This is a genomic window from Pseudogemmobacter sp. W21_MBD1_M6, assembly GCF_052119585.1.
Lineage (GTDB): Bacteria > Pseudomonadota > Alphaproteobacteria > Rhodobacterales > Rhodobacteraceae > JBGQOJ01.
The window spans coordinates 1-5,331 of sequence record NZ_JBGQOJ010000058.1 but is presented as its reverse complement, the minus strand read 5'-3'; the positions used below and the strand labels follow the sequence as shown (position 1 = coordinate 5,331).

At 49.2% G+C, this 5,331-nt stretch carries 4 protein-coding genes and 1 pseudogene; 1 reads left to right on the top strand and 4 read right to left on the bottom strand.

Annotation, left to right across the window (positions count from 1 at the left end):
- Positions 1-182 precede the first annotated feature (182 nt).
- From ACEN2R_RS20665 to ACEN2R_RS20655, 3 genes are read right to left on the bottom strand one after another with little or no spacing between them, the layout of a single operon-like run.
- The gene (locus tag ACEN2R_RS20665) at positions 183-419 is read right to left on the bottom strand and encodes a hypothetical protein (RefSeq protein WP_442044787.1); all 237 of its coding nucleotides are present in this window, start codon (positions 417-419) and stop codon (positions 183-185) included.
- Between the two features lie 35 nt (positions 420-454).
- The gene (locus tag ACEN2R_RS20660; protein WP_442044785.1) at positions 455-3,049 is read right to left on the bottom strand and encodes an ATP-binding protein; all 2,595 of its coding nucleotides are present in this window, start codon (positions 3,047-3,049) and stop codon (positions 455-457) included.
- 4 nt (positions 3,050-3,053) lie between these two features.
- Complete coding sequence (locus ACEN2R_RS20655; RefSeq protein ID WP_442044783.1) at positions 3,054-3,422, bottom strand: hypothetical protein; 369 nt, start codon at positions 3,420-3,422, stop codon at positions 3,054-3,056.
- Between the two features lie 502 nt (positions 3,423-3,924).
- Between ACEN2R_RS20655 and ACEN2R_RS20650 the strand changes: the two genes are divergently transcribed.
- Complete coding sequence (locus tag ACEN2R_RS20650) at positions 3,925-4,539, top strand: response regulator transcription factor (protein ID WP_442044782.1); 615 nt, start codon at positions 3,925-3,927, stop codon at positions 4,537-4,539.
- A 431-nt stretch (positions 4,540-4,970) separates the two neighbouring features.
- Here ACEN2R_RS20650 and ACEN2R_RS20645 read toward each other — a convergent pair.
- Positions 4,971-5,331: pseudogene (locus tag ACEN2R_RS20645) on the bottom strand (hypothetical protein); the annotation flags it as partial.

Below are 5,331 nucleotides of genomic sequence, written 5' to 3'. Positions count from 1 at the left end.
CGCCGGGTGGAGTGATGCGTTTCTTCTCAGCCTTCTCAATAACTTAGCCAACCCTTAGGTCAAACGCGATTGCCCTGTCCATCTCACACTGGCCCAATGTCTACACCGCCGTCAGATCAGGCGCAATTTTTAGAGGTGCCCTCAAGGTTTATCGCTAACGCATTCAATATCAATGAAATACCTCAATTCCACTTCAACCGTTCCTCAATCGCATATCGTGCTCCATTAATGAAATCGCGCTCGCTATCATGAAGGATTCTCCAGAATTTAGAGACGCTTTCGATTAGGGATATCACATGAAGAACTCCATCTTGTTGAAAGTGCTGCTGTTCATTCAGTGGCAATTCAAGATCATCTAATCGTTTATTGACTTTTTCACGTATTGGGTTGATGTTTTCCTTCTTTGTTTCTATCGGCATTCTGGGCTCTGTTGCAACAGAGCCCTCTCGGGCGATCAGACCGGGCGCTTAAATGCAAAGCGAGCTTCAAAGTTTTTGAAAGTATCGGAGTGCACCTCGCATGCCTTGTGGTGTAGTTCTGCAAGCATATCGTAATTGTCGTCTTTCAACATGTGGTCGGCCTGATTGAAAATATCTGCCAACTGATAGGCACCTATGACTCCAACCGATCCGGCGGCACGATGAAGATAACCAGATAGGATCGTCGGATCACTATCGGTTATCGCTGTTTTCCATAAACCTAGTGTTGCAGCCGCTTCGCTCCGTGCTCCATTGATGAGTTCAAATGCGTCGCTTTTTCCCAACAGCAAACATAATTCATCGAACAATGTATCTGGGGGGGAATTGGTTCCTTTGCTGCCATCAATAACGGGGCGGCGAGCGGCGAGCGAACAAATGAACACATCTAGTTTCGTCAGATCGATCGGTTTTATCAGAAAGTCGGTAAAACCTGCCTCTGCGAGCATTTCCTTGTCTTCAGGCATGGACATCGCTGTTACGGCAATAATATCCGAAGTCATTGAATAACCATTGGAACGAATATGCTGCAATGCTTCGACACCATTCATTCCAGGCATATTGATATCCATCAGCACTAGGTCGTACTTGCGGCTTGCCGCCATGTTCACAGCTTTTTCGCCGCTATCTACTTCGTCTGGATTATGGCCGAGGTGCTTTAACATTTGCACCATAACAACACGATTTATCCAATTATCGTCGACCACAAGAACATCAAGTGCTTTGGATATTTTCGGCTGAGTTTCCACGATTAAGTGCGCGTCTTCATCTTGCAAGCCTTCGTACGGATGCAGCCTTAGAATAAATCGAAAAATACTACCTTTTCCCAAGACGCTGTCAAGCTCAATCGTCCCGCCCATGAGCTCCACAGCACGCTTCACAATTGACAGACCCAATCCACTTCCCTCGGGCCCGCTTTGCGCATCCATCCCTCCTCTTTCGAAGGCGTTGAAGATCCGCTCACGGTTTTCAGGCGCAATGCCGACGCCAGTATCATGCACTTCAGTGACAAGATCGATATGGCCGTCCAGCCGTTTCACGGCAGCTATACGCACCAGGATACTGCCATGCTTGGTGAACTTGATGGCGTTTCCTATTAAGTTGCTTAGTACGCGTTTGTAGGATCGACACGCCCCCCAGAGGGGTCCGACTCCAATCGCACTGTTAATATCAAGTATCAGGGTATTGGAGTGCAAATGTGCAAGAATCCGAAACTGATCTGTCATTGCGCGACTGACCTCGATGGGGTCCAGGGGACCGAATGGCTCTAGTTTGTCACCGATTCGCGTGAGCTCAAGCACATCATCAATTTGCTCGACTGCGGTTCTTGCTGAAGCCAATGCTAGTTGCAGATTTGCCTGATCGCTTTCCGAAGCAGCCTTGGCATCAATCATTGTCAGAGACGCAATAACACCATGCAACGGCGTTCGCATTTCATGGCTCATCAGCGCAAGAAAGCTACCCTTTGCATTTGCATTAAGGCGCGCCTGTTTAAGGGCTTCTCGCACATCTTTCTTAATAATATGACGATCTGAAATATCACGTAAGAAACTGATGAATATTATGCGGTCATCTATATCTCTATCCATGACGACCGATGCTTCGACAGGAAATTCGCACCCTGACGCATGAACTGCCCGAATCTGTTTGCGGCCTTTACCAATGACTTTACTTTCGCCTGTTTCTATATATGCTCTGATCTCCCTTCGGTGGGCGTCTTGAAAACGTCCCGGTACGATAAGTTCCAGTGAGTTTCGTTGCTGAAGTTTGGTTGTGGAATGACCAAACATTTTCTGCGCAACTTCGTTAAAGTGTATTAGATTACCATTTTGGTCTGCGATCATAACAGCATCTTGCGATGCCTCAATTGTTTTGGACAGGTTAGATGCGACGCGTTCCAGTGACGCTGTTTTCCGAGAAAAAACCAGCGGCAGACGGCTGCTCAGAAAAAGAGCGGCCACCAACAGCACTAAAATGACCAAAGACAGCATTCCCGCCCGTTGTAGCACAGATTGAAAATCAGCTCGTTCTGCCGTTGCATTTTCAACCTGAACCTGTAGCGCAGATAGCGCAAAAGCCCTGATTTCTGGTTGCACTTCATTCGCGGCTGCAAGTAGCGCTAAGATTTCATCCCGCACGGGCTGATCGAGGGCATCGACTATTGCCGTAATTCGTTCACGCGCTGAGTGCAGATTGTCAAGTCCAGATTGGAGCCCAACATTACTATTAGACGACAAAAAGCTCATCGAAATAACGCCCACTCTGCTGTAAAAAATATCGAATTTCTCTTTTAGCTCATCCAGAGCAGCAGCTGCTGGTGCATCATACGAGACAGTCGAAGCTTCATACAGAGAAGTCCTAAACTTTTCGAAATCCACTTCGAGCTGCGCCGCGCCCCATGTCACGTTATCCGATTCGGCTTTGCTCAGGCCCTGTGACTTGCCTGACAGCAATTGGAACTGCCATGCCATAAGGACGATGCCGCAAAGGATCAAAAAAAGTAGTGTGATCATCGCAAGATAAGTTGCGCGCACGCTGAGCGATGTGGTTTGAATGACCTGGAAACCCTTCAATGCATTATTCCGGAAGAACGCTTAGTCCGATCAGCTGCCACACGCTGAACGCATATATGGACTCCGTTCGGTAGCGCTTATTGCTGTCATAAGGAAAGACAAGCCACAACGGCCGTTGGTCACGCATCGAAGAAGGTGCCCCATCAATCCGGTTGGCGATGATTGGTGCATCCGGCGCAACCATTTCGCGGGGTAATCTAATGTCATAATCATTTTCTGCTCGCAGCACTACATCACCGGATCCGGCGCCGGCGTGCGACAAAAGCGTTGCAAGGCACGGCCTCGAGAAACGCAGACTATCGTCTGTCCAAATCGTCGATGTGCTAAATTTGGCCTGCTGAAAATCAGAGATGTCACCATCGCTGAAGTGCACGCTTCTACCCTCTTTTGTGATCTCACCGTCGACAGTGAGAACACGTGATCCACCACTGGCGCTCTGGACCGGGCGCGCAAGCAGGTTAAAGCTAGCTGCGCAAAGGCCGAACCTGACAAAATCTCTGCGACAGAGATGGTCGGAAGTGTCTGCGGAAAAGTTTACTGGTCTCGCCATAACTGTATTGCTTTTACCAAAAATAGGAACAGCACACGCAAGACGTGTATCCTCATAGACTTTCGCACTGACTTCATGGGCTCATCAACATATCTTTAGTATAAAGATCACTGGTAAGTAAAATAATTTTGTTCTTAAGGTGCAGCATGCCGATTGAACCTTTTTTCGACACATCTCTAGTCTATATGATGTAATTATCGGTTCTCATCCATCTTCTGGTGATCCGTAGTATCGTAAGAGTACAGCGCTTGATAAAATAGATTCTAAATGTTTCCAACATACATGAAAACAATAGCTTAGACAGCGATCGAAGGGCTACTTACGGATGCTAGAAATACTTATCGCGGATGATCACGCCCTCATAAGGGATGCGATCGCAAGACTGATAGACAAAGAGCCTGACATGATTGTGTCTACCGCGGGAAATTTTTCCGAAGCCGCTCAACTCTTGCGTGAAAAAGGAAACTTTGATGTGATTCTTCTTGATTTAGACATGCCCGGAATGAAGGGCCTGTCAAGTGTCGAATCAGTAATTAAAATGAGCGGGACCGGAAAAGTAGTGCTTTTTTCTGGCTTCCAATCCAACATTTTCATCTCGAAAGCCATCGAGTGTGGCGCAGGCGGTTACATCCCCAAGACGCTTCCGCTCAGATCCCTTCCAAGCGCTATAAGGCTGGTATCATCGGGAGAAACCTTCATTCCTCTCGCGCGACGTGGGGAAAGTGGGCAAGTATTTGATGATGCGCAGCAGCTCCTTTCAGAGCGTGAGAAATATATTTTGAAAGCGACGGCAGACGGCCTAACTAACAAAGAAATTGCATTTGAATTGAAATTGTCCGAAGTCACAATTAAAATGTGCATGCGAACAATCTGTTCGAAACTTCACGCAAAGAATAGAACGCACGCATCCATAATTGCGATGCGCGACGAACTTATATAGGGCGCCTCGATTTTTCATCTGTTCCGGGCCGGTTTGGCGGGTTGAAACGCGTATGATGCGGACGATCGACGGGGCGCGCTGTGGCGTAGCGGGTCCTGCGGGTGGCATTTGTCATATTCGGGCCCTTGCGGCTAGGTTTCGTGGCCCGGGGTCACGCCGGGCAACGGACGGCACGGGCATGAAGGTCGAGGGAGAAGGAAATCCTCGCTGCCGGACCAACTGGGCGGCCGACGGTTCCGAGGAAAGACACAAAATCAATCCGAGTGTGAGTCACACCACAGCCAAGTGCCCTGCAGCACCAGTGACGATAATGATCAATCGCTGTGAGGGTCAGGTCGCCTTCGCCAAACTGGCAAAAATACACTTGCTATCCGAGTGGCGTTGTTGCGCAATTCACGCTTGAGGCATGACAGCCCCTTTCCCCGTTAGAGTCAGGCCACGCGAACGATTTCGGCGGCGCCGAGTGTGTTGAAGCGATTGATGAGTGCGACACGGATCTGGATTTCGGCGGTTTGGCGGTCTGGGTCTCTTGCGCTGATGCGTTCCCCAAAGGCTTTGAGGCAGCGCATCTTCGCCTCGATCCTGCTTCGGGCGTGGTATCCGGACGAACGCTTCCAGAACGCACGACCATAATGTCGGGTGGCGCGCAGGGTTTCGTTTCTGGCGATCGCAGCCGGGCAATCCTCTTTCCCAGGTCGACCGTTCTTGCGGATTGGAGAGGTGGCTCGGTTTGTTTGAACAGGTTCCGTGGGTTCCTTAAGTGGATTTCCGCCTTGGTTACGCTGCCACCAA